This is a genomic window from Chryseobacterium sp. CH21 (genome assembly GCF_004119445.1).
Taxonomy (GTDB): domain Bacteria; phylum Bacteroidota; class Bacteroidia; order Flavobacteriales; family Weeksellaceae; genus Chryseobacterium.
Genome location: NZ_QICI01000101.1, coordinates 22,324 through 49,073, shown reverse-complemented (window position 1 = coordinate 49,073; position 26,750 = coordinate 22,324). Strand labels below are relative to the sequence as shown.

Below are 26,750 nucleotides of genomic sequence, written 5' to 3'. Positions count from 1 at the left end.
GATTCTAATTCATGAATGACAAATCCCTTTCCAAGAAGGGATTTCGTCATTTTTTCAATGCCAGAATATACTTGTCTATGTAAAGTTGTTTTTCTTTTGATTTATACTGCTGAATATATCTTGGATGTTCCAGGACGGTCATCGTATCAAATAATTTTGCTTCTTTATTTAATTTTGAAATAAAATCGGCATTCTTTTTACCAAGGATAAAAACCTCTGATATATCGATATTAAGACTGATATGCTTCTTCAAAGATTCAATCATAAAGTCCTTTACCGCTTCGAACAGCATTTTGTCATCATAATAATTAGCATTAAGCCATCCGTTTTTTGTCTTTCTTACGATAGCCAGTGGAAATGGAGAATTGATATAAATATCTTTGTAGAAAAGATCAGCGCCACCATATTCTTCAATCATGTCATACATAAAAACTGAAGAAACTTCATGCGTATGGGCAGATTTCATTTTTATTCCACAAATACTTTCAAGCCTTTTTGTATCGGTAAACGGAACACCTGTAACGCCTGCTCCGTGGCGGCTTGGATTGATTCCAATGATAAATTTTCTGCGGATTGTATCATCATAATATTGATGATAAAACTTTTGCATAGCTATCATGGTTTCAGGATTATCCAGATACGGATTTAAAACGTCAAAACCTTCGGGTAAATTTCCCGTATAACTCAGGTTTTTATTGAATTCTATGACATGATCTGCAAAAGTTGTATTCATATTTAGTTTTTAGAAAAAATAAAATTTTCAGGTTGATCGTCGTCAAGATCCTCATCTTCATCTTCTTCACTTAAAGCCAATTCAATATCAATAAATTGAATATATAAACCACATATCTCTCCGTTCTCATCATAAGCAAAATAAACAGGATAGCTGCCGTCACCAAAGCCACTAGCAAACATCGGAATCTGATAATTGCTATTCGGAACCGTCCAGTTGATCCAGTCTCCTGCTTCTCTCTGATTGTTGGGATAATCTTTATAGCTTTGTGAAAAAAGCTCAGCGAAATAATCATCATAAACATTGTCGACATTTATTTCATCAACAAATTGATCTACAAAAGGAAGCACTTCTTTATCCGCAATACAACCTAAACCAGCATCCACTTCAAAACCAAAAAAATCGTCTTCAGTTACTCCCTCTAATTCTTCAATCCCAACCAATGCTTCTCTGTAAACAACAGGCTTTTCTTTAGTAAATTCAACTTTTACAACCGCATACCTTTCCCCCCAGTCTTCAGATTTTACCACAGCAATAGAGACAGGAAAATCCCCCTTCGGAGCCTGAATAAAATAAGGTGATTGATTGGCATTCAAAGAAACCAATGGATCTCTTACCACCACTTTTCCGGATGGAAGAGAAACATTTCCAATTTTCATTGTCTCCATTTTCAGCCCCAGAATTTCATCAGAAGTAAAATATGTTTCCAGATCTGTAGGACACACCAGAATATTTTTCACTTCTTCCCATTTTTGCATCCAGCTTTCGTTCATTATTTTTTTGAATTGATTTTAAGTTTGAAAATAATGAATAAATCTAAGGACATCAAACAGGAAAGAGTTTTTAACAAAAGATTATAAAAATAAAGCTGCAATTCTTTGCGAATTACAGCTTTATATATTGTTTTAAATTTAAAAAATCTAAGAATCGGCACATATATAACATGCTCTTGCAATGTCTGGCCATCTTCCAGGAAGACAACAGGTTCCGGGAGGGCAAGGATTAAGGGCACAAGACCAGTTTGGTCCGGCTCCTTTAAGAGATCTCAACTCATGTCTTGAAAGTTTTTTTAAGTTTTTCATAGTGTTTAGTTTTGATGTTCTCTCCTACTCTATATGCTTTTCGGATTTCGCCTATTAAAGTTAATCATTTTTAATTAAAAAAGAACATAACTAACTGAAAACATGAATATCTTAATTAAATAAAGAATAAAATTATTAATATTCTAAAGGCTTGTAATTTCTAAAAGTTTTATAAAAGTCTTCATCATTTCCCTTGAATGGCTTTTCTTCAATAATCTTAAACTTACCTGTAGAGTCTTTTTCTTCCACCACAATTTTATCGGAAACATCCACTCTGGCAAATTCCTGCAGAGAGTCTTTTCTGATTGTAAGAAAGGATGTGATGGTAGAGCCTGTTAAAATCAGTGAATTAATACAATTTAATTTTGGATTATAAGTTAAGTTTGGATAAGATTCAGAGTTTTTGATGTGGATGAAATCTTTATTCTCAGGATCATAAACAAATAATGTCATCACTATATTTCCTCCTCTTCCAGCGATAGCACTTTGGTAGGTTATATCGTTAAATGCATCATTATTGAAATCACCAATTTGAACATCCATATCAGATACTCCATCTTTATCGAATTTAAAACTGTTTGTCAGTCGCCAGATGTCAACATCCGTTTTCTCACCTTTTACCCACTTCTTTTCCGATTTATAAAAATTAATTGACACAAATACATCTCCGTTACTTGTATGCCTGAATTTCTCAAATTCAACTTTGGTTTTTCCTTTTACTCCAGCATTCAAACTATCAACAAATTTTTCTTCAGAAAAATAGCCTTCTTTATCAGGTTTCGGATTTCCGGAACAAGAAAAAAGAAGGAAAACTGGTAGAGCTAAAAGGAAAACTTTAAAAAATTTCATGATTTAAAAGAATAGGTATGAATTTAAGTATTTTCTGCCAAATTAAAATCCCCTTCAGTATTAGTCTGAAGGGGAAATTTTATCATTATTATGAATTAAATCAATCCAAACTGTTGGAAGTGGTGCGTAAAATGCTTTTTGTGCATCAGTTCCCACATTTCTTTGTTGAGTTTTCCGAATACGTAGTTCATGTGTTCTGCCTGTGGATTTTCTTTGTAATAGATCACAAATTTCTTTACGTTATCTATGAATGACAGTTTTGCTGCTTCCAGGTTTTTATGGGTAAGTTCCGGAAGGGAACCATCCTGCGGAAGGAATGGAGCTGTAAATTCTTTTGGCATTGCTCTGTGGTTGTAAAGAGAATCCTGCCATTTTTCAAGATTTTCTTCCGGAGTAAAGCATTTTTCTGCTTCGGGCTCTCCAAAACTCACCAATACCGCCTGCTCAAGATGTTCTAACATCTGCTGTGGAGACATTTTCCCCCAAAGAGAAGGAGTACTTTCCGTTAATCCATTCAATAGTTTCTGAACGTTTTTCACATTCAGATCAATGAAAGGAGATTGTTTTGCCACCAATGTTAAAATTGTTGCTACACACACGACCTCATCTCTTTGATTCACTACTTCAACCAGCCATTTTACAACACCGGAAGGAATATTTCTTCCTTTTACTCCTCTGTTGATTTTTTCTTTTGCTGTTAAATACACCGTAATGGTATCTCCCGCGTATACAGGTTTAAAGAAACTACATTCTTCCAATCCGTAATTAGCAATAACAGGCCCTTTTTTCCCTGAAACAAATAATCCTGCTGCTGCTGAAAGGATGAAATATCCGTGGGCAACAGTTTTATCAAAGATAGTACCCGTTAAACTTGTAGCATCTGTATGAGCATAGAAATGATCCCATGAAACATTGGAGAAGTTGACGATATCTGCATCGGTAACTGTTCTACCCGCAGTTTCTAAAGAGTCTCCTACTTCAACTTCTTCAAAATATTTCTGGAAAGGATGTTTATCTGAGAATTTTTTCTCTGCTCCCTGCTGATAGATCTTAGTAATTGCTTTCAACACATCCGGTGATCCCTGAATTGCTGTTTTCTGTAGGAAGAAATGAAGACCGCTCAGTCCGCCCATTTCTTCTCCGCCACCTGCTCTACCAGGACCTCCGTGCATTAAGGTAGGAAGCGGTGAACCGTGACCAGTGCTTTCCTTGGCATTATCTCTGTTCAGTACAAAGATTCTTCCATGTTGAGAAGCCATTTTCCAGGAAGTTTCTGCGATAAAATTCTCGTCAAGAGAAATGATAGATCCTACCAAACTTCCTTTTCCTCTTTTTGCCAGTGCAGCTGCTTCTTCAGCATCTTTATACGGCATTAATGTAGATACCGGCCCGAAAGCCTCTACATCGTGAGAGATATTTTTTTCGAAAGGCTTGTCGTTCAGGAATAATTTCGGACTCATAAATGCTCCATTTTCATAGTTAGCATCTACAAGCTCGTGTTTTCCGTCATAGACAAGTTCTGTTTCTGATTTTAAAATATTTACTTTTCTCAGAACTTCTTCGTACTGCTGTCTTCCTACTAAAGATCCCATTTTGGTTTCTCTGCTTAATGGGTTTCCGATTTTTGTTTGATCCAAAGCTTTAGACAAAGCATTCTGAACGTCACCGATTAAATGCTCAGGAACGATAATCCTTCTGATAGCAGTACATTTCTGCCCTGCTTTTGTTGTCATTTCATTACGAACTTCTTTGATAAATAAATCGAATTCAGGAGTTCCCGGTTTTGCTTCCAATCCAAGAATTGAACAGTTCAGGGAATCTGCCTCCATGTTGAAACGAACCGCATTTCCTGCAATAGAAGGAAGTGATTTCAACTTTCTTCCTGTATTGGCTGAACCTGTGAACAATACAGAGTCTCCGTCCTGTACATAATCTAAGATATTTCCTGGTTCTCCGCAGACTAACTGCACAGCTCCTTCAGGTAATACTCCGCTTTCAATCATATCCTGAAATACCGCATTGGTAAGATAAGATCCGAAAGGAGAAGGTTTCACAATAGAAGGAACACCCGCCAATAAGGAAGTGGATAGTTTTTCCAACATTCCCCAAACCGGAAAGTTATAGGCGTTGATCTGTACAGAAATTCCTTCGCTAGGTGTCAAAATATGAGTTCCTAAGAAAGTTCCGTTTGCAGAAATTTTCTGAGTGTCTCCATCTACCCAAAATGAAGTATTGGGAAGCATTCTTTTTGCCAATCCTGAATAGGTAAAGAAAGTTCCGAAACCTCCTTCAATATCTACCCATGAATCTACGTGAGTAGCTCCTGTTTTGTATGATAGATCATAGTATTTTTTCTTTCTTTCTAACAGATAAAGAGCTACTTTTTTCAGCATTTCCCCACGGTCGTAGAAAGTCATTGAAGAAAGGTTTTTATATCCTACGGTTCTTCCGTAGTCTAGAGCCTGTTCAAAATTAAGCCCTTCTGTATCGGAAACAGCTACCTGTTCTCCTGTAACGGCGTTGTACAAAGGAACTCCGGTTCCGGTTCCTTCTACCCATTGTCCGTAGATATAGTTTTTTAACTTTTCCATATAGTTTTTTACTTTTTGCTTAGATTAATCTTTTTAATAAAGTTTCTAATAATCAAATAAGGGATAAAAAGTGAAAGCCAGCCGTCTAAAATGATGACGATTTCAACAAATAATGTATAGAAATAATCTTTACGTTCTAGCTTAGCAATTACCTCATCTGATTCAACATGTTCCAAAGCATCTGAAATTCCTATTGACTCTTTTACCATATAAAGCCCTAGAATATTCATAACGATTATAAAAATCAATATTATGATCCAGTATTTCTTCAGAACATTCATCAACTGGAACTGATTTATTTCGGTTCCTGATAAGGAAACATTTTCACTAATCCTTCATATAAGCTTCTGTGAAGAATGGTTGCATGATTGTCTGTTTCCATCATTTTATATTCCAATGTCCAGTTTTTCTTTCCTGCTTTTTTCAAAACATCATAGAAAGCTTCAGCATCTTTTATCATTAGAGGGTGTTCTCCTTTTCCAACAGAAACATAGACAAACTTTTTCGTATCCGGAGATTTTGAAAGCAGTTGTGGAGCTTGTTTTAAAAGACTTTCATCATCCCACCACAAACTTGGACTGATGATAAAATAGTTATTGAACATTTCCGGTTTCTTCAAAAGAATTTCTGTTGCCAAAAGTCCTCCCAAAGACTGACCGAAAAGGTATTTTTCTGTTGTTTTAAACTGGCTTTCCACATAAGGCTTTAGTTCTTTTTCAACGAATTCAATAAACTTATCAGAATGCCCTGTTGTAGGATAGTCTTTCTGTAAGTCTTTTAAATCCGTATGAAAAGTAAAATCTCTTTTTCTGTCTACATTAGCAACTCCTACCACAATGGTTTCCGGCATGGAATACATCTGATTAAAGAATTGTACTAACCCTGTCACGTGAATAAAATCTTCGTTCATACTTCCATCTAACAAGTAGATCACCGGGTATGATTTTGTTTTATCATATCCCTGTGGAAGATAAATATTCAGCGTTCTGTCTTCATTTAATGTTTTGGACTTAATGGTCCTCACTTCTCCTATTGTAAGCGGTTTTGTAGTAACGGTCTGTGCTGTTAGCGTACAACCTACCGCAAACATTATACTGCATGCAAGCGCAATTTTTTTAATCATATTTATTTTGTTAAACCTAACGGGTTTTAAAAACCCGTTAGGTTTGATTATTAGCAATTATTCAAAATTTAAAAAATCATATTCAATAATAGACTTATGATAATTTCTAAAAACTTCTACCGAATCAAAATACTGCATGATTCCCTTTCTGTTCAATTTACTTTCTTTTTCAGGATTTACATATGAATTATATGAAGAATGCTTCCATTGATCAATTTTATTTACAAATCCGTGATTAACCGGATTATTATGGATATAATGGAAAACTTTCAATAAATATTTTTCATCAGATATTTTCTTTCTTTTTACCGCATTCAGAAAAAGAGCTCCTTTTCTATTATATTTTTTGTTGTAAGCTTTAGCATAAGCATTCAATAAATTACCAAAATGCTTCATTAAAAACTGATGCTCATTTTCACTATTCACATCATCAAAATTCTTAAATCTTAACAACAAATGAAAATGATTAGGTAATAGACAATAAGCATAAATATCAGCGACCGGAAGAATATATTTTTCTACTTTTTCCAGAAAAAATTGATAATTTGATGGTTCACGAAAAATAACTTCAGTCCCATTTACATGAGAGAAAATGTGATATGTACCTTCAAATTCAAAATTTTCTGTATTAATCATTTTAAATCCGATATTAAAATTTTAAACCTAACAGGTTTTAGAAACCTGTTAGGTTTTCTTGTATATATTTAATTGTAATGGTCATTATTTTATATCATCCCAGATGCTGTAATCTACAATTTTGGTTGGAATCTGCTGAACATATTCTGTAAAAGGTTCACAAGGCAGAATAGCTTCTTTTCCTTCTCTTGCCAGCTCCTGATATAGTTTTGTTCCTTCTGTTTTCCAGTGAATCATTTCATCAGAAACATCACGAATCACTTTTGCAGGGCTTCCCACAACCAGTTTCCTTGGCTCACATCTGAAGTTTGCGGGTACAAAAGCTAATGCTCCAACGATACTTTCGTCGCCGATGTAAGCTTTATCCATTACCACCGAGTTCATCCCGATCAGACAATTTTTCCCAATATGTCCCGAATGGATAATTGCGCCGTGTCCAATGTGTGCTGATTCTTCTAATATGGTTTCTATATTCGGGAAAACGTGAAGGGTACAGTTTTCTTGTACGTTAGCTCCATCTTTAATGATAATTTTTCCCCAGTCACCACGAATTACGGCGTTGGGACCTATATAAACTTCTTCACCTATTTCTACATTCCCGATAATGACTGCCTGCGGATGAATGTAAGCAGATTTCTTTATAATGGGACGAATCCCGTGGTATGAGTAGATGTTCATATTTTTTAATTTGAAAATTTGAGAATGGGATAATTTGGAAATTAATGAGCTAACTTAAATTATATTGAATATCATTTTCAAATTCTCAAATTAGCACATTTTCAAATTAAACTCGTTCGATGACCATTGCATATCCCTGTCCTACACCGATACAAAGGGTACACAATGCATATTTTTTATTCTGTTTCTGAAGTTCTATTGCTGCAGAACCTACGATTCTCGCTCCGGAAACTCCCAGTGGATGGCCAATTGCAATAGCACCTCCGTTCGGATTTATTCTTGTGTCATCATCTTTTAAACCTAAACTTCTGGTGACAGCCAGAGCTTGTGCTGCAAATGCTTCGTTTAATTCAATGATATCCATATCTTCCAGAGAAAGGTTTAATCGTTTCAATAATTTTTGGGCAGCTTCTACAGGTCCGATCCCCATAATTCTTGGTTCTACACCTGCTACGGAAGATCCCAGAATTTTTGCTTTTGGTTTCAACCCATATTTTTTGACAGCTTCTTCGCTTGCTAAAATTAAAGCAGCTGCTCCATCATTCATTCCGGAAGCGTTTCCAGCAGTTACAGTTCCTTCTTTTCTAAAAGCCGGACGAAGTTTTGCCAATCCTTCCATAGATGAAGTAGGTTTAATGAATTCATCTTTTTCGAAAACGATTGGATCTCCTTTTCTCTGAGGAATCTCAACTTTTACAATTTCTTCTGCCAGTCTTCCGCTTTCCTGAGCTTTTGTAGCTTTTTGCTGAGACCAAAGGGCAAATTTATCCTGATCTTCTCTGTTGATCTGGTGGATATCCGCTAAATTTTCTGCAGTTTCTCCCATTCCGTCAACCCCATACATTTCTTTCATTTTTGGGTTGATGAAACGCCATCCGAAAGTAGTATCAAACATCTGGCTGTCTCTTCCGAAAGCAGCACTTGGCTTTGACATCACATAAGGAGAACGTGTCATATGCTCTACTCCTCCTGCAATATAAATTTCTCCTTCTCCAGCAGCAATGGAACGGAATGCATTGGCTACAGCAGACATTCCGGAAGCACAGAGTCTGTTGACTGTTTCTCCTCCAATTTTGTAAGGAAGACCTGCCAGTAAAAGTCCCATTCTTGCAACGTTTCTGTTATCTTCACCTGCCTGATTGGCACATCCGAAAATAACGTCCTCAATTTCCTCTACAGGAACTTCAGGATTTCTTGCTACCACTTCTTTGATCACAATAGCTGCTAAATCATCAGCTCTTACTTCTGATAACCCTCCCTGTAATTTTGAAATGGGGGTTCTCACATAGTCTATGATGTATACGTTGTTCATTTTTATTTGCTTTAGGCTTTAAGCTATATGCAGCAGGCTCTATCAGCTTCAAAAAAGCTTACTGCCTATTGCTTCAAGCTTACTGCTTATTATAATTCTGTTACTTTTTTTCCGATTTTGTAAACTGTTCCTACAAATTTTGCAATCAGTTCTTTGTTTTGATTGGTAATCTGAATGTCATAAACAGCTGTTTTTCTTGTATTATTGACCAAAACACTTTCTGCTCTGAAAACATCGCCTTCCTTTCCTGCTTTGGTAAAGTTGATGATACAGTTCAATGCTACTGCAGCATCTCCGGTATTGTTGGAGGAAAATGCCAGCGCAGAGTCTGCAAAAGCAAAGGTAACTCCACCGTGAACTGTCTTAAGTCCATTCAGCATATCCTTCTTAATTGGCATTTCTATTAAACAGTAATTTTCTTTTACTTCAATCATCTTGATATTCATCCATTGGGAAAATAATCCTGATTGAACATATAATCTGCTACTTGTCTTGGATTCATTTCTATTAATTATATGTTTGTTATTTCTTCATACAGCTCATCTGATAATCTGTCGTAAACACTCATGGTTTTCCCAAGAATAATCTGTTCGTATGAAAGGTTTTCTGAGTCTGATGAATTTTCAGAGGGATAGGAAGCGTTTAAATCAATTCCATTTTCGTTGGCTAATCTTTTGATCAACTCTTTATATTTTTCATTAAACTTACCCAATAGCTCAAGTCTTTCCTGCTTATCAACAGCGGAAGCTTCCTGAGTTAAATACTGTTTCTCAATTAAAAGTCTGGTCTCCAGCTCTGCTCTGAATTCATCTATATTCATGAAAATTTATCTCTTTTTCCATTTACTTCATTAAAGATCTTTTGCTGGGATTTTTGACATAATATTTACCATCTTTATCGAACCCCCATACATTTGAGATCTCTCTTAATTGAAATAAATCATAATCTCTTTTATGGATTTTGATTTTGTTCAACCTTCTTAATTTTCGATTGGCATCTCTTTTATTTTCCTTTTCTGTCACTGCAGTTGTAACTCCTGTTATGGGAGTTTTCCTCCTTGACCTACTCATAATAAATATGCTGTTAATCTTTATAGTTTTCTCAGCAAAGGACTTTGTCTGTACCTTTCTTCCTGATATTCTTCGTAAAGATTCTGAAGGGTTTCTGAAATTTTTGCATACCCGATTTCTTTGCCCCAGCTTAATAATCCTTTTGGATAATTAACTCCTTTCTGCATTGCCAGTTCGATATCTTCGTCATTGGCAACTCCTAATCTTTTGGCTTCAACAGCTTCATTGATCAGCATTGATATAATTCTTAAAAAGATTTGCTGATATAAGGCATCATCTTTTTGAGCTACAGGTTTTTCTGCTCCTTCACTGTAATCGTAGAAACCTTTTCCAGTTTTTCTGCCATGAAGTTTGGCTTCAGACATTCTTTGCTGTAGTAAAGACGGTTTGTATTTCGGATCGTAGAAATAGTCTTTGTAAACGGTAGTTGTTACCGCAAAGTTGACATCCACTCCAATAAGGTCCATCAATTCAAAAGGTCCCATTTTGAAGTTACCCAATGTTTTCATGGCTTCATCCACCTGTTCCGGTGTGGCGATGTTTTCTTCAACAATTCTCAAGCCTTCTCCATAATACGGCCTGGCAATTCTGTTGACAATGAATCCTGGAATATCTTTGGCAATAACAGGAGTTTTCCCCCATTCTTTCATGAGGTTGTATATTTTTTCTGCTAAAGTTTTTTCTGTTAATAAGGATGGAATAACTTCCACTAAAGGCATTAATGGAGCCGGATTGAAAAAGTGAATTCCGATGAAACGCTCCGGCTTCTTGAGTTCTGCACCCAGAGAGGTGATAGAAATAGATGAGGTATTGGAACTGAGAACACAGCTTTCTGAAACATAGTTTTCAAGTTCTGTAAACACTTTGGTTTTGATCTCTTTGTTTTCGATGATGGCTTCAATGATGAGTTCACAATCTTTGAAATCCTTCAATTCTGTAGCAATGGAAATATTAGCTAAAATTTCAGTCATTTTCTCGGCCAAAATTTTTTGTTTATCAACCAATTTGGTCAAGGTTTTTTCCAAACCTACCGTTGCCGTTTCTACTTGTTTTGCGTTGGCGTCATACACCCAAACTTTGCATCCGTTCGTTGCGGCTACTTGTGCAATGCCGATTCCCATGGTTCCGGCACCGATAATTCCTACATTCATATTTTAAATTTGAAAATTTGAAAATGAGTTAATTTGAAAATTATTTTAATTTTGAACTTGAAATAATTTTAGACAGAATTAATAGAATTTCCTTTAAATCAGACATTAATTTTTCGTTTGGAGATTTCAAATATGGAGACTTTAAGCACAGCAAAAGCCAATATTCTATCTCATCAGCTTCTTTAGCTGCAATTTTTAATTTATGAATAAAATCTGCCTTACTTTCTGCATTTTGAGCCTCTCTAACATTGGCTCCAATCGAAGTTCCTGATTTAAAAATTTGATTTGCCAAAGGAAATTTTTTATCCTCGTATAAATCTTCTGAAAACTCAATAATATTGAGTGCAAAATCAAAAGTCTTATTTACAATAATATTTTCTTTGTCATTTCTCATTTTCAAATTCTCAAATTAACTCATTTTCAAATTAATTATTTTCCTTTATAATTAGGTTTTCTTTTCTGTAAAAAGGCATTTACTCCTTCAATGAAGTCTTCTGTGCCTGCTGCTTCCTGCTGAAGATCTCCTTCCAGTTCAAGCTGCTCTTTCAATGTGTTGGTATAAGAATTGGCAAAGGCTTTTTTCGTAAGTTTGATTGCCGCTGTCGGCATGTTCGCCATTCTTTCAAGAATTTCCATAGATTTTGGAACGAATTCTTCTTCAGTGAACACTTCTGCTACAAGGCCATGCGCTTTAGATTCTTCTGCAGATAATTTTTTACCTGTAAATGCTAAATAATTGGCTAATTGTCTACCTAAAAGCTTCGGTAAGAAGTAAGTTCCTCCTGTATCAGGAATTAATCCGATATTTGAAAATGCCTGAGCAAAATACGCTTTTTCATTCGCTAAAACGAAGTCAGAAATTAAAGCCAGCATCGCTCCAGCTCCTACTGCAGGACCATTTACTAAAGCAATAACCGGTTTTTTACAACGGGTAACTTCCAATACTAAAGGGTTATAATAGTCTACCACAATTTTTCTGATGATGTCGTGATCATGGTGTTCTCTGCCTACCACAAAAGCTTCATCCAGATTCTGACCTGAGCAAAATGCTCTTCCTCTTCCGGAAATGGCCACACATCTTACCGTTTCGTCTTCGCTGCATTCTTTAACAAAATCTTTAAGATCCGATAAAGCCGGCTTGGTAAGGGCGTTCATGGTTTCAGGTTGATTCAGATATGCGATTTTAAGCTTCCCGTCAAAATGCGTTTCAATATCAAGTTGTGTATACATAGTTTTTATTAATTTATTATTTAACAACGCACTAATTTAACAATATAAATTAATGTAACCCTCTAATAATTTAACATTCTAACAATTCCTTCGTTATGCTTTGCATAGCCGTAAAGTTTGTTGTGGATTGATTAATAACCCATCAATGACATTTAAAATAATCAAACGGCTCCAGACAGTCCAAACACTGATAAGATGCCTTGCACAAGGTAGATCCAAATCTGCTGATCTGCTTGGTATGCTCAGAACCGCAACGAGGGCATTTTTTCGGTTTCCCGATGTGGTGTTCGTCTGCTCCTTTTTCAGGAGGTGTGATTCCGTAAACACGAAGTTTTTCTCTCGCTTCATCGGTGATCCAGTCTGTTGTCCAGATCGGAAACATCTTGGTTACCACTTTCGCATCCCATCCGTTTTCTTTCATCATTTTAATAATGTCCTCCTCAATGGTAAACATGGCTGGACAGGCAGAATAAGTAGGTGTAATGATTACTTCGCAAGAATTTTCGCTAGTAATTTTCGCTTCTCTTACAATTCCTAATTCCACAATATTGATTACCGGAATTTCCGGATCGGGAATTGTTTTTAATAAATCTAAAAGGTTTTTCAAAATCTTTCTATAAAATATATTGAATTATTTCCCATTATAAGACTATCCTTACTACTAGGACTTTTTGCCATTACAAACTCACTAAAAGCGCCTGCAAGTTTATCTCCCTTTTGAAAATCAAATTTTATATTAGTAAGATAAACTCCATCTTTATTGTTTTTGTAAGCTAAAGAATCATCTTTTAGAACTTTTGAACCCCTTAATATTCTATATCCAACTTTCGCTTCTTTTGAAACTTCCTGCTCTATTGTGGGTGAAAAGAACTTTAATAGTATATGTTTAAAGGATTTTTCTTTTGCTATATAAAATTTACTTTTAGAAGAATCAATTTTATTGTGTTCTTTAAAAATAATTTGATTTTTAAAGACATCACCCTTACTAAAAATAATATAATCAATCAGAACTTCCTTAGAATCCAATTTATTTTTCAAAGTCCAGATTCCTGTTCTATTATTCATTTTAGTATCGAAATCGCCTGCTAAAGTGAAATTATGCCATTGAGCCGTTATATGATCTATAGAATCATTAACTTTCATTCTAACCTGAGTCTTATAGTTTTTTAAATGAAACAGTTCATTTAAATCTGAGATATTTTTAATTACTTTCGTTTTTTCCTGCTTCTTTGAACAAGATGAGACAATTAAACTAAATAATAAAAAATGATAAACCTCTTCATAGGTTTTTATTACCAAGAACACCCAGGATATGCTCTCTGCATATACTGAAGCTCACAAAGAATAAATCCGAAATATTCTGTATGATATCCTGTTCTTGATTTTGGCTGCATGAAAGCATTTTCAGGATATTCTAAACCGAAATCGGCAAAGTCTTTCTTGGTAATTGCAAGGAATTCTTCGTAAAGAGCGTCTGCATTGGGAGCAATATTTAAAGCAACAAGGTCATCTTCACCTTCTGTTTTAGCAAAAAGACCTTTCGTGTATTCCCAGATATTTTCAATAGCTTTTACCAAACGTCCACGGCTTTCTTCCGTTCCCTGAGCAAAGATTTTCATCCATGATGCTGCGTGAGTATAATGATATCTTACTTCTTTTAATGATTTTTGAGCAATGGCAGCCAATTCTTCATTAGCAGAGTTTGATAATGCTTCATACATCAGTTTCTGGTATACAGACAATATATATACTTTCAGAATAGTCTGTGCATAATCTTCATTAGGAAGTTCTACCCAATGGGCATTCACATATTCATGTTCGTATCTTAAAAATGCGATATCATCTTCACTTTTTCCGTTGTCAATCACTCTTGAAGCATAAACGTAAAAGTTGTTAGCCTGACCTAGTTCATCCAACGCAATATTCGTCAACGCAATATCTTCCTCTAAGTAAGGACCTTCACCGCACCACGCAGACAAACGTTGTCCCATAATGAAACTGTCGTCTGCTAGTTTTAATAAATAATTATATAATGGGTTCATTGTTTAATACATTTTAAGACAAATAGATTATAGACAGATAGAAAATAGACTTCAATGCTTTGTCTATTATCTTTTGGTCTATGATCTCCAAGTCTATTCTTTATTACATATTTTTTACGTCGTTTGGAATCTCGTAGAACGTTGGGTGACGGTATAGTTTATCATCAGCCGGATCAAAGAATGCTTCTTTATCCACCCCTTCTGAAGTCACAATATATTTGCTTGGAACGACCCAAACAGAAGTTCCTTCTTTTCTTCTTGTATAAACGTCTCTTGCGTTCTGCAAAGCCATTTCTGCTGTTGGTGCCTGTACAACTCCAACGTGTTTATGAGATAACCCCGGTTTAGTTTGAATAAACACTTCCCATATATCTAAATTTGCCATATTGTAATTTGAGAATTTGAAAATTTGAGAATAAGTTAATTTGAAAATTAATCTGGAGTAGTTACATTTTCAAATCAGCACATTTTCAAATTAATACATTAAATTATATTACTTCTTTTTGTTGTTTTTCCGCAAAAGCTGCTGCAGCTTCTTTTACCCAAGAATTTTCTCTTTGCGCTTTTCTCTTCGTTTCGATACGCTTTTTGTTGCAAGGTCCGTTTCCTTTTAAGATTTCCATGAATTCATCCCAAGGAAGTTCTCCGAAATCATAATGCTGTCTTTCCTCATTCCATTTTAAATCTTTATCCGGAATGGTTAATCCTAGGAATTCAGCCTGAGAAACAGTAACATCAATAAATCTCTGACGAAGGTTATCGTTACTTTCTCTTTTTACTCTGTAGTTCATAGAGATTTTAGAGTTTGGCGAACTGTCATCATTAGGTCCGAACATCATTAGAGCCGGCCACCAGAAACGGTTTAACGAAGCCTGAGCCATTTCTTTCTGTTGTTTTGTACCACGGCACAATGCCATCAAAATTTCATATCCTTGTCTTTGGTGAAAAGATTCTTCCTTACAGATCTTTACCATTGCTCTTGAATAAGGGCCGTAAGAGTTCCCCATAAGCATTACCTGGTTCATGATTGCAGCACCGTCTACTAACCAACCGATGGCACCGATATCTGCCCAGCTTAAGGTAGGATAGTTGAAAATACTTGAATATTTTGCTTTTCCTTCCAGCATATCATCATAAGTAGCATCTCTGTCTGCTCTGATGCTTCCGTCTCCTAACGTTTCAGTGGCAGAATAAAGATATAGGCCGTGACCTGCTTCATCCTGAACTTTCGCTAAAAGAGCCATTTTTCTTCTCAATGAAGGCGCTCTGGAAATCCAGTTCGCTTCCGGCAACATTCCTACAATCTCGGAATGAGCGTGCTGTGAAATCTGACGAACCAATAATTTTCTGTAATCATCTGGCATTACATCTTTTGGTTCTACTTTATTTTCTTCGTGAACGTATTGAACAAATTTTTCTAAGTCCATCTTTTTTGAATTTGAAAATTAAATAATTTGATAGTTTGAGAATTCGGAAATTTTAAACACGATAATGGCATTTTCAAATTAGCACATTTCTCATTTTCAAATTGTCTTAAACATCATAATTAAGCATCACCACATTGGTTGTAGGGTGACATTGACAGGTCAGAACGAAGCCTCTGGCTACTTCTTCTTCGGTAAGTGCATAGTTTTTTCCATGAAAACTTCTCCTTCCAAAACCTGCGCCTTACACGTACAGCAAACGCCTCCTTTACATGCGAAAGGAACCGGAAGCTGATCTTTCAATGCTTTATCTAAGATACTTTCTTTTTTAGAATTAAGGTGAAACGAATATTCATCATCATCAATGATTACCGTTACCATACTTTCAATATTGGCAATTGCCTTGAATTCATCACTCATTTCCTCCGTATTTTCTTCATCCGGAGCGGTGAAATATTCAAAAAGAACCTGAATAGCAGGAACTTTCTTATCTTTTTTCAGATAATCTGCAATCCCTTTGATCATTTCCGAAGGTCCGCAAATGAAATAGGTTGCATCTTTTACATCAATATCGGTATATCTTTCAAACAGTAAATCTAATTTTTCAGGAGAAATTCTTCCTTCAAAAATCGGATCTTCATGTTTTTCACGGCTTACTAAATAAACAACTTTCAATCTGCCATTAAAAGATTCCACCAATTTATCGATCTCACCTTTTTTCATCACATGATTCATGCTTCTATTGCTGTAGAACAAATAAGCATTTGAATTCGGTTCCTGATAAAGGCTTTCTTTAATATTGGATAAAACAGGGGAAATTCCACTTCCTGCAGCCAGACCAACATAAGTCTTTACGTTTGTCGGGTGATAAGAAGTATTGAAACCACCCATTGGTGGCATTACTTCCAGCACTTCATCCATGTGAAGATGTTCATTGAAATACCCTGATACTTTTCCGCCTTCAAGCAACTTCACCAATACTTCCAGCGTATTGCCTTTTTCACTTGGAGCGTTGCAGATAGAGTAAGAACGTCTTTCTTCATTTCCGTTGATCATCATTCGGAAATTCAGATACTGCCCTTGTTTGAATCTGAACTTATCTTTCAGTTCTTCAGGGATTTCTACCGCTACATTTACTGCTTCGGAAGTATCTTTCTGAACTTTAACTGTTTTAAGTTTATAAAATGAATTCATTATTTTTTTAGTATTCTATTAATTTTTCCACCTTCGCACTTCGGCAGGCTGTCCTGAGCATGAACTTTTACTTTCGTAGTAATCCCCACCCTCTTTTTTATTTCGTTTTCTATGTTTTTTCCAAAGTTCCCGACAAAATTAAAATAATCATCGGTATTTGATTCTATTTTTTGAGATTTTACCAATTCATCATCTATTTCCACATCAATATCCAAAGCAATACACATCTGTTCTTTTTCTACAGGAGTCAGATAATAGTTAGGAACTACTCCTTTTACATAAGAAAAAGCTTCTTCAATCTGGCTTGGGTATACGTTTACTCCTCTTACGATCAGCATATCATCTGCCCTTCCAACGATCGGCTTCATTTTCACCATCGTTCTCTTGGCATTTTCATCGTAGTAAAGGCTTGTAATATCATTTGTCCAGTAACGCAAAAGCGGCATTGCTTTTTTGGTTAAAGTGGTAATCACCAATACGCCTTCTTCTCCAAAAGGAACCGGCTGTTTGGTAACCGGGTCTAAAATCTCAGGATAGAAATGATCTTCCCAGATATAAGCTCCTCCTTTCTCTTCAAAATCTTCCATGGAAACTCCCGGGCCAATAATTTCACTTAATCCATAAATATTGGTTGCATGAACGCCTAATCTTTCTTCAATGTGGCCTCTGATAATCTCCGTCCATGGCTCTGAACCTAATACTGCATATTTTAGACTGATGTCCTCTGCAGCAATTCCTCTTTTTGCAAACTCATCTGCAATCGTTAAGGCATATGAAGGAGAGCAGCATATCACTTCCGGTTTAAAATCTACAATCAGATCTACCTGTCTTGCCGTCATTCCCCCAGAAATAGGAAGAACACTCATGCCCAACATTTCGGCTCCATAATGAAGCCCTAAACCTCCGGTGAAAATTCCATACCCATAAGCGTTATGTAACTGCATTCCTGGTCTTGCTCCTGCGGCGTGTAACGATCTTGCCACGACTTCACTGAAAAGGTCTACATCTTCTTTGGTATATCCTACCACAGTCGGTTTTCCCGTGGTTCCACTTGAGCAATGAATACGCTGAAGCTCACTTTTCGGAACGGTAAATAATCCGAACGGATAGTTATCTCTTAAATCCTGCTTGTAAGTAATAGGAAGTTTAGCGATATCCTCAATCGACCTTATATCCTGCGGAGATATTTGCAATTCATCAAATTTCTTTTTATAAAATTCCGACTTCTCTCCCAAATAGCTGATCAGGCTGATCAACCGGTCGGATTGAAGCTGTCTCAACTGACCCAGCTCCAGATATTCAACTGAAAAATCCATAAAACTAACTAACATTTGTTAGGTGTAAATTTAAAAAGATTTTGGAAGCTGGCAAAATTTTTATGACTTTTGTCATATTTTGAATGATTCTAAATAAGAAAGATGGTTAAAATTATGCACTATGCCATTCTAAGCACACACTGAAAGTTTGCAAACATAGTGAAGAAATGTAGTGAAGAATCTTTGAAAATATTCAGATTTATTGCTAGATTCGAGGTAAACAGAGTGATTATTTTTTCTGGTTTCCAAGCAGTCCAAAAAGAATCTTATCTCTTATTTCATTTGTAATTTCATCTGTAGAATCGCTGCTTCTTTTGAACCAAAAATAAGAGTTATTTAATGTATGAAGGATAAATCTTGTGGTAAATGACGGCGATTTCAGTTCCCAGTTTTCAGCTTTGTAGATCTCAGAAATCAGTTCTTCAACTTCCTGCTGGTAGTTTTTTCTTAATTCTACAAATTCGGCAAGCCTTTCTTCAAGATGTTTCCATTCATTGGAATAAATATGAGTAACATCACGGTTTTTAAGAACAACGGATAAGTGCTTATCCAATAAGAGATTCAATTTTTCCCTTGGAGCGATATTGGTATTTTTCACTTCCTGAAGTTCATCGAAAAACTCCTGAGCAATGCCAAAACAAATCCATTCAAGAATTTCTTCCTTTGAACGGATATGTGCATACAATGATGCAGCTTTGATATTGAGTTTCGTAGCCAGGTCTCTTACAGAACTTCCCATATAACCTTTCTCCTTGAAAAGTTCTACTGCTACGTCTAATATTTTTCTTTGTTTTTCTTTTAGTTCCATTTGGTAAAATGCAAAAGTAATTATTCTGATTCAAAATGTTCATTTTTTGACCATAAAAAGAAAAAAGACTTATCACTCTCGGTTTCAATCTTTGATTATTTTATCTTGTTATGACTTTTTGTTCATGGATTTCAAAGAAATAATTACGAAATCGGAAATTTTGTCAAGTTAAATTTCCGTTAAAAATACAATATCCGGAAAATTTGTCCTATTTTTTTGTAAATTTAATAATTGAACAGTTTTTGCGATACAGTCAGCGAATAAATGATTAAATAATTGATGGCATTAAGAAACTGAGCCTCAGAATTTGGTTTCTTGATGTTTTTTTAAAACGAAATTTTAAACGAACCATTACCAAAAATATATAAAATATGAACTTAAACCAATATACTGTAAAATCACAGGAAGCCATCCAGGCAGCACAACAGGTTGCTATGGAACTGGGCAACCAAAGTATCGAACCTCAACATCTCCTTGAAGGTATCTTCCAGGTGGATGAAAATATATCGCCTTTCCTACTGAAGAAATCTGAAGCAGATGCCAATTTAGTAAGAGAGCGCAACCGTGAAAATTTAGAGAAACTTTCCAAAGTACAGGGAGGAAACATTTATCTTTCACAATCTGCCAATAAAGTATTGCTGGATGCACCCAATATCGCTAAGAAAATGGGTGATGAATATGTAACGATTGAGCACTTATGGCTATCTCTTTTGGAAACAAGTTCAGAAGTTTCCAAAATGCTGAAAGATATGGGCGTAACCAAAAACCTATTGGAAGGCGCTATTAAAGAATTAAGAAAAGGAAGCAAAGCTACTTCTGCAAGCTCGGAAGAAACTTATCAATCCTTAAATAAATATGCTAAAAACTTTAACGAGTTAGCAGCAGAAGGGAAACTGGATCCCGTAATCGGACGTGATGAGGAAATCAGAAGGGTTTTACAGATCCTTTCCAGAAGAACTAAAAATAATCCAATCCTTATCGGGGAACCGGGTGTAGGTAAAACAGCCATTGCTGAAGGAATTGCCCACAGAATTATTAGTGGTGACGTTCCTGAAAACCTGATGGATAAAACGTTATTCTCATTGGATATGGGAGCTCTGATCGCCGGAGCAAAATATAAAGGTGAATTTGAAGAGCGTTTAAAATCCGTAGTGAATGAAGTGATTAAGTCTGATGGACAGATTATTCTTTTCATTGACGAAATCCACACTTTGGTAGGAGCCGGAGGTGGCGAAGGAGCAATGGATGCAGCCAATATCTTAAAGCCTGCTTTGGCAAGAGGAGAATTAAGAGCGATCGGAGCGACTACGCTTAATGAATATCAAAAGTATTTTGAAAAAGATAAAGCGTTGGAAAGACGTTTCCAGAAAGTAATGGTGGAAGAACCGGATACTGAATCTGCCATTTCTATCCTTCGTGGTATTAAAGACAAATATGAAGCTCATCATAAGGTAAGGATTAAAGATGAGGCAATTATTGCGGCGGTGGAAATGTCTCAAAGATATATTTCAGACCGTTTTTTACCGGATAAAGCGATTGACCTTATTGATGAAGCTTCTGCAAAGCTTAGAATGGAAATCAATTCCAAGCCGGAAGAGCTAGATGTTCTGGACAGAAGATTGATGCAGCTGGAAATTGAACTGGCAGCCATTTCAAGAGAAGGTAATCAGACAAAAATTGATCATTTGAAGGAGGATATTGCCAAAATTTCTGAACAGAGAAATGAGATCAATGCCAAATGGCTGAAAGAAAAACAGAAAAGTGAAGATCTTACCCAGATCAAAAAAGATATTGAATCTCTGAAACATGAAGCAGAAAGAGCTTCCAGAGCAGGAGATTATGCAAAAGTAGCGGAGATCCAATACGGAAAACTTCGTGAAAAAGAAGAAGAGCTCAGCAAAATGGAGCTGGAAATGCAGAATCATCAGAACGAACTGATTAAAGAAGAAGTTACTGCAGAAAACATCTCTGAGGTGATTGGTAAATGGACAGGCATTCCTGTAACCAAATTATTACAGTCTGAAAGAGAAAAATTACTGAATCTTGAATCTGAGCTGCATCACAGAGTGGTAGGACAGGATGAGGCAATTCAGGCGGTTGCTGATGCTATCAGAAGAAACAGAGCCGGATTGAGCGATGATAAAAAACCTATTGGTTCATTCTTATTCCTGGGAACAACCGGGGTAGGTAAAACCGAGCTGGCAAAAGCATTAGCGGAATTCTTATTCGATGATGAAAACAATATGACAAGAATTGATATGAGTGAATATCAGGAACGTCACAGTGTTTCAAGATTGGTAGGAGCTCCTCCGGGATATGTAGGTTATGATGAGGGTGGACAATTGACGGAAGCGGTTAGAAGAAGACCTTATTCTGTTGTGCTTTTAGACGAAATTGAAAAAGCACACCCGGATGTGTTCAACACATTACTTCAGGTATTGGATGATGGACGTTTGACGGATAATAAAGGAAGAGTGGTGAATTTCAAAAATTCAATTATCATTATGACCTCGAATTTAGGTTCCCACCTTATTCAGGAGAATTTTGAAAACCTTACTGAGGAAAACCAGGATGAAATTGTGGATAAAACAAAAGATGAAGTTTTTGATCTTTTAAAACAAACCCTTCGTCCGGAATTCCTGAACAGAATTGACGAGATTGTACTTTTCCAGCCTTTAAGAAAAAAAGAAATCGGAAAAATCGTACAGTATCAGTTGAGAGGATTTAATGAAATGTTATCAAAACGAAACATTATCATGACTTTCACTCAGGATGCGGTAGATTATCTGATGAATAAAGGATATGATCCGGCCTTCGGAGCAAGACCACTGAAAAGAGTGATCCAACAGGAGGTATTAAACAAACTGTCTAAAGAAATTCTTGCAGGAAATGTAAATGATGGAGATAGAATCACTCTGGATTACTTTGTAGAAACAGGGTTGGTTTTCAGACCTACCGAACAATAAAATAGTTTTTTTCATATACATAGTTTTTGTGAATAAGTGCTGTAGAATAATCTGCAGCACTTATTTTTTCACCTAATTTATCCTTATTGCGTGAAATATAATTATATTTACTACTCTAATAACTTAAACAAAATCAACATGAAAAAGTTAAAAAGAAATGAATTAAAGAAAATTGATGGAGGAATTGAACCGTTCCCAATTGCATGCGGTGAGGACTGGAGCTGTCCTCAAGGTCTTTGCTGTACATCTGGACTTGTCTGCAGGGATTGGAAAAAATATCCATGTATTTAAAGAACAGGCGGAGAAAAAACATTTCTCCGCTTTTTTATAGTATGAATTCTCCTATGAGTAGGATCTAAATTATTATACTTTACATACAATCCGTAAAAACACGGTAAAAATAACAGTATAATTCCCTATTTACGAATACATTTTCTAGCATATTTTTCCGAGATTTGCATATTAATTGAGTTTTACCGTAAACCACTAAGCTATGAATACAGAATCAAACAATCCACTACAACCTGGAATAATGTCAAACAGCCTTATCCAGGCTCTGATCGATAATTACCGTCAAAATCACTTAACAGCAATTAACACTGCTCTAGGAATACAGGACGCTCATTCTATTTGGTTTGATCTTCCGAAATTAAAAAGTTTCATCGCAAAAATTGAAGAAGAAGTTGCAAAAGTAAATCCTGCTGCTTCAGAAGCAGACTTGGGAATCAGATTTTACTACGCTTCTTATCCTAAAACTGAAAACTGGGATGTCATGGCATCTCACCCGGTACCTCAGGAATACGCTGAAAAGCACACGTTGGTTTTAATACCAACCATAAAAAAAACAAGCGAAAATGGTATCGCCTATGATTCTGATTTTAATACTCTTCAAGCCAATGGAGACAATTCAAAATTAGCATTAAATGCACGCAACTTTACTCCATCCGGTGATGGTGATGGAGGTCCCCAAGGTGACGACACCGGTCTTGGAGAAAACAGTGGAACTCTTATTCCACCAGCTCCCCCAATGGGCACATCTTATTAATTACCATTCTTAAAAGCCGCATGACTGAGATTCAAAAAATTTTTGCATCATTTATGTATTGGGGAGAAGCCTTTGCCGCTATAATCTCCCTGGTTTATTATAACCGTGTAAAAAAGCAGCCCTGGAAATATCTGGCCATTTATCTCATTCTTATTTTTCTGTGTGAATCAGCAGTAAAATGGGGAGAAAAACCGCTTAAAATAGACAGAATAAATTTTTACAACTATTTCGTAATACCGTTGCAGTTTATATTTTTTTATTGGCTGTATGCAAAAGAATCTCTGAAGAAAGTAAAACTATTCTACATTCTGACAGGCATATATATTTTAACCTATATCCTCAGGGGGCTTTTCTTTCCCGAAAAGAAAATCATCTTTTCTTTTAATTATAATGTAGGCTGCTTACTTTTAATGGGACTTGTGATTATGGAATTTTATAAACAGGTTAATTCATCCGAGATCCTCAATTTCAGTAAAAACAGGATGTTTTATATCAATCTGGGAATAACGCTTTTTTATATTGCCAATCAGCCATTTATGACATTTAATTCTCTTCTGTGGAAATATATTGATATTTGGGATATTTATTTTATATACTTCCAGGTTTCAGGAGCAGTAATGTATATTTTATTTGCAAGTTCATTCATATGGGGAAAACAGAGCTCTTAATAACTATTATTTCATTCAACATCTTTTTCTTGATGTTTGTAATCGCCGTGTTTATCTATATCCGGAATTACAGACAAAGAAAAAGAGAGTATCTGAATGAAATTGAGATGAAAAACGAACTTCATCAAAGGGAGCTCCTTTCTACCCAATTGGAAATTCAACAGGCTACCATGCAGCAGATCGGGCGGGAGCTTCATGATAATATCGGCCAAAAACTTACGCTGGTAAGTTTATATGTACAGCAGATGCTTTATGAAAACAAAGTTTCTGAAGCCAGTGAAAGGATTGATCAGGTTTCCCAGATTATCAACCAGTCTCTGCAGGATCTCAGAAGCTTGTCTAAAACACTTACGGATGACAACATTAACCAAAAGGAAATTGTAACACTTATCCAGGAGGAAGTAGACAATACCAACTCCTTTAAAAAATGCAATGTTAGTTTTGAACATAGTTTTAAACAATTAGATTTAGGATTTGTTCATAAAAATATGCTGCTCAGAATCACACAGGAATTTATTCAGAATAGTATAAAACACTCCGGTTGTAAAAATATTTTTATCAGCCTGAATACTTCTGATGAGATCCTTTGGGAACTCAATATCCGTGATGACGGAAGAGGGTTTGATACTTCACAGATCAAATCCAACGGAATAGGGCTTACCAACATGAAAAACAGAGCTGAAATTATAGGTGCCAGTTTTCGCATGGAAAGCCATGAAAATACAGGAACCCAACTCCATATTATCTTAAAAAAACAGTCATGAAAAAATCTATTGTAATTGTTGACGACCATATACTTATTGCGAAAGCGCTGGAAGGGATCATTGGTAATTTTAACGAATTTGAGGTTATCTACGTATGTGAAAACGGCAAAGACCTCATCCAAAAACTTGAAGAGGGCAATCCTGTTCCGGATATTATTCTTTTAGATATCAGTATGCCCATTATGGATGGTTTTGAAACAGCAGTCTGGCTTACAAAAAATCACCCCGGTATTAAGGTCATGGCTCTCAGTATGCAGGGCGATGACAACAGCGTGATTAAAATGATCAAAAGCGGAGCAAAAGGTTATCTCTTGAAAAATACCCATCCAAGAGATCTGGAAACAGCACTTACCCGACTAAACAGTGACGGATTCTTTTATCCGGACTGGGCTTCAAAAATCATTTTCTCTAATCTTAACAAGGAAACTGAGGCTGAAATCGCCATAAGAATTTCTGACAGGGAGAAAGAATTCCTGAAATATACAGTCACAGAACTAAGTTATAAAGAAATTGCGGACAGAATGCGCTGCAGCCCAAGAACTGTAGAAAGCTATCGTGATCAGCTTTGCGAAAAACTGGATTTAAAGACCCGTGTAGGGCTGGCAGTTTTTGCGATCAAAAATGGTTTTGCAAACTAATTTCCTTTTTAAAAAATTCATTAAAAACCAGATTAAAACGAAATAATTTCATCAAAAAACAACATATCAACAAAACACATCATTATATTTTCGGTAATTGATTTAAATTCAAAACACATTAAAAAATATTGAAATAAAATCAATTAAAATTCAAAAACAATAACAATTTCGTAATTAATTTACGAAATTGTTTGCATATTAATTTCAAATAATATAATTTCACATCCTCAACCAAATTATAACGATATGAAAAAACTATTATTCGGAGCTCTTATGCTCGGGTTAATGACGGCTTGTAACAATGACAACATTCCTAACCAAAATGAAGTACAGCCTGAATCAGAAACTTCTTCACTGGCCTCCAAAAGAATTTGTCCATCTGAGGAAATGAGACAAGAGGCATTACAAAAAGATCCAGCACTCAGACAAAAGGTAGAAGAAATTGAAGCTAATGCAAAAAAATTTGCCAATAATCTTGCTTTAGGAAAAGTTCTTGCGGATGGAACTGTCGAAATTCCCGTAGTTGTTAATGTAATCTATAAAACCGCAGCACAAAATGTATCTGATGCGAGAATTGCAGAGCAAATTGCAATTTTGAATGCTGACTATGGTGGTACAAACAGTGATGTTTCACAGATCCCTGCAGAATTTCAGGGAGTAAAAGCTGGTGATGTCAAAGTAAGATTCAAACTGACAAACACCATAAGAAAAACAACTACTAAAACATCATGGAGTAAAACGGACAGAGTAAACAATACCATGAAAAAAGCTTCCACAGGAGGAATTGATGCTACTAATCCTACCAATTATTTTAATATCTGGATTGTTGGAAGCATGCCGGATACCCAAGGAAGTATTCTTGGATACGCTACCTTCCCTGAGGATGCGGGCACATGGAAAGATGGTGTTGTAATTGCCGCTCCTTATTTCGGAAAAACTGGAGCTTCTGCGCCATTTAATCTGGGAAGAACAGCTACTCATGAAGTGGGTCATTATTTAGGTCTTAGACATATCTGGGGAGATACCAATTGTGGTGATGACTTAATTGCAGATACACCTACTCAAACAAATTATAATAGTGGAAACCCAACCTACCCTCTTTATAACACCTGCTATGGAGTAAAAAGATCTGTAATGTTTATGAATTACATGGATTATTCTAATGACAGTTCTCTCTATATGTTTACAGCGGGACAAAAAACAAAAATGCAGTCTGTAACATCCTCTTCTGGTGCAAGATCCGGATTAAGAGTTTATTAAAATTAAATCTTTTTAAATACAGAAAGCCTATCTCAGATTTTGAGATAGGCTTTTTTACCATTATTAAAGTGTTTAAGCGGTAGTTTATGAAAACTATGATAAGAATCTATAGTTTTATTTTTAGTAAAAAATTCTATAAAAAACGAAAAATAAAAAATTATTTACATTTA

General features: G+C 35.7%; 30 protein-coding genes. 7 read left to right on the top strand and 23 right to left on the bottom strand.

What is annotated here, in order from left to right:
* Positions 1 to 46: 46 nt before the first annotated feature.
* The 23 genes from BOQ62_RS20905 to BOQ62_RS20795 all read right to left on the bottom strand — a co-directional run bounded on the left by BOQ62_RS20905 (position 47) and on the right by BOQ62_RS20795 (position 19,239).
* The gene (locus BOQ62_RS20905; RefSeq protein ID WP_129042292.1) at positions 47 to 733 is read right to left on the bottom strand and encodes an SMUG2 DNA glycosylase family protein; all 687 of its coding nucleotides are present in this window, start codon (positions 731 to 733) and stop codon (positions 47 to 49) included.
* A gap of 2 nt (positions 734 to 735) precedes the next feature.
* Complete coding sequence (locus BOQ62_RS20900; protein WP_129042291.1) at positions 736 to 1,506, bottom strand: DUF4241 domain-containing protein; 771 nt, start codon at positions 1,504 to 1,506, stop codon at positions 736 to 738.
* Between the two features lie 147 nt (positions 1,507 to 1,653).
* The gene (locus tag BOQ62_RS22650; protein ID WP_164976813.1) at positions 1,654 to 1,815 is read right to left on the bottom strand and encodes a bacteriocin-like protein; all 162 of its coding nucleotides are present in this window, start codon (positions 1,813 to 1,815) and stop codon (positions 1,654 to 1,656) included.
* A gap of 135 nt (positions 1,816 to 1,950) precedes the next feature.
* Complete coding sequence (locus BOQ62_RS20895; protein ID WP_129042290.1) at positions 1,951 to 2,664, bottom strand: XAC2610-related protein; 714 nt, start codon at positions 2,662 to 2,664, stop codon at positions 1,951 to 1,953.
* A gap of 95 nt (positions 2,665 to 2,759) precedes the next feature.
* Positions 2,760 to 5,255: a phenylacetic acid degradation bifunctional protein PaaZ gene (paaZ, locus tag BOQ62_RS20890; protein ID WP_129042289.1), complete on the bottom strand. Its 2,496-nt coding sequence runs from the start codon at positions 5,253 to 5,255 to the stop codon at positions 2,760 to 2,762.
* A gap of 8 nt (positions 5,256 to 5,263) precedes the next feature.
* Positions 5,264 to 5,485: a hypothetical protein gene (locus BOQ62_RS20885; protein WP_129042288.1), complete on the bottom strand. Its 222-nt coding sequence runs from the start codon at positions 5,483 to 5,485 to the stop codon at positions 5,264 to 5,266.
* A gap of 65 nt (positions 5,486 to 5,550) precedes the next feature.
* The gene (locus BOQ62_RS20880; protein WP_129042287.1) at positions 5,551 to 6,378 is read right to left on the bottom strand and encodes an alpha/beta hydrolase; all 828 of its coding nucleotides are present in this window, start codon (positions 6,376 to 6,378) and stop codon (positions 5,551 to 5,553) included.
* Positions 6,379 to 6,435: 57 nt separating this feature from the next.
* Positions 6,436 to 7,014 (bottom strand): transposase, encoded by a 579-nt coding sequence (locus BOQ62_RS20875; protein ID WP_129042286.1) that lies wholly within the window; start codon positions 7,012 to 7,014, stop codon positions 6,436 to 6,438.
* A gap of 84 nt (positions 7,015 to 7,098) precedes the next feature.
* The gene (locus BOQ62_RS20870; protein ID WP_129042285.1) at positions 7,099 to 7,692 is read right to left on the bottom strand and encodes a transferase hexapeptide repeat family protein; all 594 of its coding nucleotides are present in this window, start codon (positions 7,690 to 7,692) and stop codon (positions 7,099 to 7,101) included.
* Positions 7,693 to 7,798: 106 nt separating this feature from the next.
* Positions 7,799 to 9,004 (bottom strand): 3-oxoadipyl-CoA thiolase, encoded by a 1,206-nt coding sequence (gene pcaF / locus BOQ62_RS20865; RefSeq protein WP_129042284.1) that lies wholly within the window; start codon positions 9,002 to 9,004, stop codon positions 7,799 to 7,801.
* 89 nt (positions 9,005 to 9,093) lie between these two features.
* Positions 9,094 to 9,402: a hotdog fold thioesterase gene (locus tag BOQ62_RS20860; protein WP_262708376.1), complete on the bottom strand. Its 309-nt coding sequence runs from the start codon at positions 9,400 to 9,402 to the stop codon at positions 9,094 to 9,096.
* Positions 9,403 to 9,515: 113 nt separating this feature from the next.
* The gene (locus BOQ62_RS20855) at positions 9,516 to 9,824 is read right to left on the bottom strand and encodes a hypothetical protein (protein ID WP_129042283.1); all 309 of its coding nucleotides are present in this window, start codon (positions 9,822 to 9,824) and stop codon (positions 9,516 to 9,518) included.
* A gap of 270 nt (positions 9,825 to 10,094) precedes the next feature.
* The gene (locus BOQ62_RS20845) at positions 10,095 to 11,225 is read right to left on the bottom strand and encodes a 3-hydroxyacyl-CoA dehydrogenase NAD-binding domain-containing protein (protein ID WP_129042281.1); all 1,131 of its coding nucleotides are present in this window, start codon (positions 11,223 to 11,225) and stop codon (positions 10,095 to 10,097) included.
* Positions 11,226 to 11,265: 40 nt separating this feature from the next.
* Positions 11,266 to 11,619, bottom strand: a complete 354-nt coding sequence (locus tag BOQ62_RS20840) for a four helix bundle protein (protein WP_034695809.1) — start codon at positions 11,617 to 11,619, stop codon at positions 11,266 to 11,268.
* 35 nt (positions 11,620 to 11,654) lie between these two features.
* The gene (locus BOQ62_RS20835) at positions 11,655 to 12,455 is read right to left on the bottom strand and encodes an enoyl-CoA hydratase/isomerase family protein (RefSeq protein WP_129042280.1); all 801 of its coding nucleotides are present in this window, start codon (positions 12,453 to 12,455) and stop codon (positions 11,655 to 11,657) included.
* A 142-nt stretch (positions 12,456 to 12,597) separates the two neighbouring features.
* On the bottom strand, positions 12,598 to 13,062 hold the full coding sequence (gene paaD / locus BOQ62_RS20830) for a 1,2-phenylacetyl-CoA epoxidase subunit PaaD (protein WP_185146814.1): 465 nt from the start codon (positions 13,060 to 13,062) through the stop codon (positions 12,598 to 12,600).
* Positions 13,059 to 13,754: a hypothetical protein gene (locus BOQ62_RS20825; RefSeq protein ID WP_129042278.1), complete on the bottom strand. Its 696-nt coding sequence runs from the start codon at positions 13,752 to 13,754 to the stop codon at positions 13,059 to 13,061. The genes paaD and BOQ62_RS20825 overlap by 4 nt, the downstream gene beginning before the upstream one ends.
* Positions 13,748 to 14,497, bottom strand: coding sequence for a 1,2-phenylacetyl-CoA epoxidase subunit PaaC (gene paaC, locus BOQ62_RS20820; RefSeq protein ID WP_129042277.1), 750 nt, complete (start codon positions 14,495 to 14,497; stop codon positions 13,748 to 13,750). Before paaC ends, BOQ62_RS20825 begins: the two co-directional genes overlap by 7 nt.
* A 103-nt stretch (positions 14,498 to 14,600) precedes the next feature.
* Entirely contained in the window at positions 14,601 to 14,882 is a 282-nt protein-coding gene (paaB, locus tag BOQ62_RS20815) for a 1,2-phenylacetyl-CoA epoxidase subunit PaaB (protein WP_129042276.1), read from the bottom strand.
* 103 nt (positions 14,883 to 14,985) lie between these two features.
* A complete protein-coding gene (gene paaA / locus BOQ62_RS20810; protein ID WP_105684614.1) occupies positions 14,986 to 15,924 on the bottom strand; it encodes a 1,2-phenylacetyl-CoA epoxidase subunit PaaA in 939 nt (312 codons plus the stop codon).
* Positions 15,925 to 16,101: 177 nt separating this feature from the next.
* Positions 16,102 to 17,115, bottom strand: coding sequence for an FAD-binding oxidoreductase (locus tag BOQ62_RS20805; RefSeq protein ID WP_228414422.1), 1,014 nt, complete (start codon positions 17,113 to 17,115; stop codon positions 16,102 to 16,104).
* Complete coding sequence (locus BOQ62_RS20800; RefSeq protein WP_129042275.1) at positions 17,115 to 18,431, bottom strand: phenylacetate--CoA ligase family protein; 1,317 nt, start codon at positions 18,429 to 18,431, stop codon at positions 17,115 to 17,117. The genes BOQ62_RS20805 and BOQ62_RS20800 overlap by 1 nt, the downstream gene beginning before the upstream one ends.
* Positions 18,432 to 18,660: 229 nt before the next feature.
* On the bottom strand, positions 18,661 to 19,239 hold the full coding sequence (locus BOQ62_RS20795; protein WP_129042274.1) for a TetR/AcrR family transcriptional regulator: 579 nt from the start codon (positions 19,237 to 19,239) through the stop codon (positions 18,661 to 18,663).
* A gap of 371 nt (positions 19,240 to 19,610) precedes the next feature.
* Between BOQ62_RS20795 and clpB the strand changes: the two genes are divergently transcribed.
* The 7 genes from clpB to BOQ62_RS20765 all read left to right on the top strand — a co-directional run bounded on the left by clpB (position 19,611) and on the right by BOQ62_RS20765 (position 26,580).
* Positions 19,611 to 22,205: an ATP-dependent chaperone ClpB gene (gene clpB / locus BOQ62_RS20790; RefSeq protein ID WP_129042273.1), complete on the top strand. Its 2,595-nt coding sequence runs from the start codon at positions 19,611 to 19,613 to the stop codon at positions 22,203 to 22,205.
* A gap of 138 nt (positions 22,206 to 22,343) precedes the next feature.
* Entirely contained in the window at positions 22,344 to 22,496 is a 153-nt protein-coding gene (locus BOQ62_RS22645) for a hypothetical protein (RefSeq protein WP_164976812.1), read from the top strand.
* A gap of 202 nt (positions 22,497 to 22,698) precedes the next feature.
* The gene (locus tag BOQ62_RS20785) at positions 22,699 to 23,250 is read left to right on the top strand and encodes a hypothetical protein (protein WP_129042272.1); all 552 of its coding nucleotides are present in this window, start codon (positions 22,699 to 22,701) and stop codon (positions 23,248 to 23,250) included.
* A 20-nt stretch (positions 23,251 to 23,270) separates the two neighbouring features.
* On the top strand, positions 23,271 to 23,918 hold the full coding sequence (locus tag BOQ62_RS20780) for a hypothetical protein (protein WP_129042271.1): 648 nt from the start codon (positions 23,271 to 23,273) through the stop codon (positions 23,916 to 23,918).
* 32 nt (positions 23,919 to 23,950) lie between these two features.
* Positions 23,951 to 24,682 carry a sensor histidine kinase gene (locus BOQ62_RS20775; RefSeq protein ID WP_228414436.1) on the top strand — a complete coding sequence of 244 codons (732 nt, stop codon included), beginning with the start codon at positions 23,951 to 23,953 and terminating at the stop codon, positions 24,680 to 24,682.
* Positions 24,679 to 25,320, top strand: a complete 642-nt coding sequence (locus tag BOQ62_RS20770; RefSeq protein WP_129042269.1) for a response regulator transcription factor — start codon at positions 24,679 to 24,681, stop codon at positions 25,318 to 25,320. The genes BOQ62_RS20775 and BOQ62_RS20770 overlap by 4 nt, the downstream gene beginning before the upstream one ends.
* A gap of 246 nt (positions 25,321 to 25,566) precedes the next feature.
* Positions 25,567 to 26,580 (top strand): zinc metalloprotease, encoded by a 1,014-nt coding sequence (locus tag BOQ62_RS20765; RefSeq protein ID WP_129042268.1) that lies wholly within the window; start codon positions 25,567 to 25,569, stop codon positions 26,578 to 26,580.
* Positions 26,581 to 26,750 lie beyond the last annotated feature (170 nt).